The organism is Paenibacillus periandrae (assembly GCF_022458865.1).
Taxonomy (GTDB): domain Bacteria; phylum Bacillota; class Bacilli; order Paenibacillales; family NBRC-103111; genus Paenibacillus_S; species Paenibacillus_S periandrae.
Genome location: NZ_JAJNMU010000066.1, coordinates 1 through 3600, shown reverse-complemented (window position 1 = coordinate 3600; position 3600 = coordinate 1). Strand labels below are relative to the sequence as shown.

At 43.9% G+C, this 3600-nt stretch carries 4 protein-coding genes and 1 pseudogene; 1 reads left to right on the top strand and 4 read right to left on the bottom strand.

Annotated elements, in window-relative coordinates:
* Window positions 1-194: 194 nt before the first annotated feature.
* Entirely contained in the window at window positions 195-380 is a 186-nt protein-coding gene (locus LRL21_RS44400; protein ID WP_240422149.1) for a hypothetical protein, read from the bottom strand.
* 62 nt (window positions 381-442) lie between these two features.
* Between LRL21_RS44400 and LRL21_RS44395 the strand changes: the two genes are divergently transcribed.
* Entirely contained in the window at window positions 443-808 is a 366-nt protein-coding gene (locus tag LRL21_RS44395; protein ID WP_240422148.1) for a copper amine oxidase N-terminal domain-containing protein, read from the top strand.
* 101 nt (window positions 809-909) lie between these two features.
* On the opposite strand, the pseudogene LRL21_RS44390 reads toward LRL21_RS44395, so the two are convergent.
* The 3 genes and pseudogenes from LRL21_RS44390 to LRL21_RS44380 form a co-directional block, all read right to left on the bottom strand.
* Window positions 910-1002 (bottom strand): annotated as a pseudogene (locus tag LRL21_RS44390) (IS3 family transposase); the annotation flags it as partial.
* A 394-nt stretch (window positions 1003-1396) separates the two neighbouring features.
* Window positions 1397-1963, bottom strand: a complete 567-nt coding sequence (locus LRL21_RS44385) for a hypothetical protein (protein WP_240422147.1) — start codon at window positions 1961-1963, stop codon at window positions 1397-1399.
* 880 nt (window positions 1964-2843) lie between these two features.
* On the bottom strand, window positions 2844-3600 hold a 757-nt coding region (locus tag LRL21_RS44380), incomplete at its 5' end, for a CehA/McbA family metallohydrolase (RefSeq protein WP_240422146.1).

Genomic DNA, 3600 nt, shown 5'->3' with positions numbered 1-3600 from the left:
GGTAACCAAAAATTTCTCTATTCAAAGGCGATGTCCTTCTTCTGTTTATGGATTCGACGAAGCTTCTAAATTCCTGGCCTTATGCTACTTTCGTCGACAGCATTATTTTCGCAACACTCAAGTTAATAAGCTTTTGTATCAATTCAGCTGTGAGATGTTCCACTGATATTTCAACAAAGACGGATTAAATATGTTCACGCGTATCCGTTTTTAATAAAAGCACTTTCCCAAAACGAATCGCCGCTCGTATAAATATCTGGCATAGCCGGGATTATAGGGAGTGGATAGACATGATTAACACCATATGCTTTTTTAAGTCCTTCCTCATTTTCTTTATGTAACCAAGTGGTTGATTTATTGGATACAACTATTCCGGCCATCCAATGAAGCGTCCTCCACGTCAAGAGAGAAACAAATCGTCTTGCAGGTTGGCAATCCGAACTTGAAAGTAATTGGCGAGAGCAAAGAGATCGATCCGGGGAAAGGGACGACCCCTGTCATTTATCAAGGCAGGACGATATTGCCTGTGCGGTCGCTGATTGATGAATTGGGCGGACAGCTAGCATTTGACATTGACAATCAGAAACTGACTATCAATCTGAACGACAAGAAAATCGAGTTATGGATCGGTAAAAATGCAGCTATCGTTAACGGAACTGAGAAGGCGCTGGATGTCGCCCCGGTGATAATTAACGAACGCACGATGTTGCCGCTGCGTTTCATTGGTGACAATCTTAGGCTGCAATTAACTTGGGACGGAACAACGCAGACTGTTGAGCTTATTAATGAACAAAACGGATATCAATGATCCAAAGAGTTGATTATGCTGGAATAATTGAAATAATCAAGGGGCTGTCTGGTGACTGAACAGCACCCCGTCAAGTAGACAAAACTAATAATTATATTCAATCAAGCGGCCTTCGTCCTGAATTCCATAGGACAAAGGCCGTTTAATTTTTTCTGTAATCGGTCCTTGTTGTAAAAATAAATGTACGCTTCGAGGTGCACCACAGAATGTTGCTCCATTTCGGAAGCAAGCAGGATAGAATAACCATATGCGGTTATTGCACCAGCCCCTTTCGGTGTGATGGCGCAGGCAACGATGTTCTTTTTATGAACGTCAAGCCCGCATACATGACTGTAAACGACGTCCATACAAGACACTCTCCTTACGGCATGTCAAATTGAATCATCACCCAAAGCCTGTTCAGTCGGAACATAACTTGCCGTTATTCATGACAATCGCATTATTTATCCCGGAACGGATGTGCCGATTCACTATCTATAAAAGACAAGAAGTTGTGCGGTTTTCTCTCTGCATGTCTTCATCACAACAAAATAAAGCAGTGCTGGCCAAATGCCGGCAGCTGCTTTATTTTTGTATAGAAAGAGCCACTCATTCAATAGTAAATTGTTTGGAATAACGAACCCTTTTTCCCCAATCAGAATCTTCTTTTACAAACTGTCCACCCAAATTCTTCCCATCTTCACCAATAACCTTTTTAATTTCAACTGGTTGAGTATTTGCTGTGGGTGAAGTAATCTCTGCAATATAATTCCCTTTAAGTCCATTTCCCTTGTTTGAAAATGCGTTACTAGTAAACGTACCATTAAGAACCCTCACACTATCTTGCGCAAGATAGCCACTATCGTTTTTTACACTTATCATTAATCCCATACCGCTTGGCAAATTTGTTTCCCCTTTTACGCGCACTTGTTTGTTTGCTTCTTCTTCGATTTTTATATTCATGGTTACATCTATCATCTTACTTGTCTCTTGTTTAACTTGTTGAGCAGGTTCTTGCTTTCTACTTGACTCTTGAACGCAACCAACTAATAATGACATACAAAAGATTCCAGTTGCAATCATTGTAAATACTCTATATTTCTCGTCTTTTAACCTTCTCTTACGTTCGACTGACAATAATGAAAGTATCGCTAATACTGATAATAGCTTTTTCACAATTATACATTCTCCTTTTTGGATGTAGTTATAAACATTGGTAACATAGCCGTAATAAGGATCTTGGGATTTCCCTGGTCGTGGAACTTTTGATAGGTTGTTCCATTTAAGTATAATGCTGTATCTTTAAATTTCAACACCTTACCGTCTAAGGATGTGGATAGCATTTTTCTTGAATAAACTTCCACTTTCTCCAACCCACCTCAGCCATTGACATATGATGGGTACCATGCTGATTACTTTTATTGAAAGTATCTACCTTTTACTGAGTATACTGCTAGTTGTAAGGAGAAAAAAGTGTTAAACCGGAGGAGTTGATTCTGTGGGCCTTTAGAGGGTTAAAAATCGTCAACATTTGAATAAATAGTTTTAGACTGGACTCCCGAATAAGGAACGATAATTGAAGGAGTTCGAAAATAAAGAAATTGACTGGCAGGCAACTTTAACTCCAAAGGAAAGCGTGTCCCGACTTTGGCCCCAAACCAGCGCTTACAGAAGAACGACTAGATCACGAACTGCAGCCTCGCCGTGTAGTTGGCCATGGCCATCCGATGTAAAGAGCGTAATATCACCACGATTATGCGCATATGCTTGTGTCGCAAAACGATTATGCACCTATGTTTGTGTCGTGACCTCGCGTCACAAACATAGGTGCTTTGAAATAAAAAATCCCCGATTGACGGGGATCTAAAAGCACTCATGTTTGTGTCGTCGGACAATTGTTAATCCAGCCATTCTTTCATTGCTCCACCGTAAACCGAATCCAAACATGTTTTGGTACCACACCAACGAATCCTGAAGATTCTTCACTGGAAGAAATAGTCATTATTTGCAGGAACGGTTGGGGTCGAGAGCGTACTGTTCCAAATGCCGTCAATCCTCAGTTCGATTCCGATTCAAAGTAAATCGCGTTCGTAAAAGCAATCATCGTGCGACAGCCTTTCAGGGTGCCGTACAGTTCAGCGCGAAGCCATTTCAACCCGGCCGCTTGGATAGGAACGCTAGCGCTCGTCTCCCTATACGACCAAGAAACAGTTGCAACGATTCCATCGTTTGCGAACAGTCTTACTTCCAGCGTCTGTTCTGGCAACGACCAAACGGTTCGGCGGCGCTCGAAGTCCAGACGGATACAGGCTTCAACTACCCCGCTTTGCAGGCTACTCGGCACCGTGCCGCCGATACCGATCACGAAGCCTTCTTCCTCCGTTCCGCTACAACCGACCGTAAGCATCAGCAGCGGTCCCATGGTTACCGTGACTTCACCTGCGGCTATAGCTGCAGCTGGGTCGCTACGGCCGTCAGCGACGTAGGAAACAGATACCGGCTCCTCCGGGTCGACTGCACCCGGAACCGAAACATGCCAGTCCCGCCCACAAGTGGCAGTCACCCGATACCCTTGATTGAGCACCTCCGTCCATAACGCAAAAGCTCGCTGATTGCTGCTATGAACCGAGGGGAGGGTGCCGGACCATACCTCAATAAAGTCGATGGCGTTCCAATCATCAATAGAATATTCCCAATAACAGCCGGTACACATCGGACTGCCTACCCGAAACGGATGTGCAAGCCCGGCTATCGCCCCAAGCGCTTTTACCTCTCGCAGCCCCTGAGCCAAATCGTTCGGCCCAAGCATACGC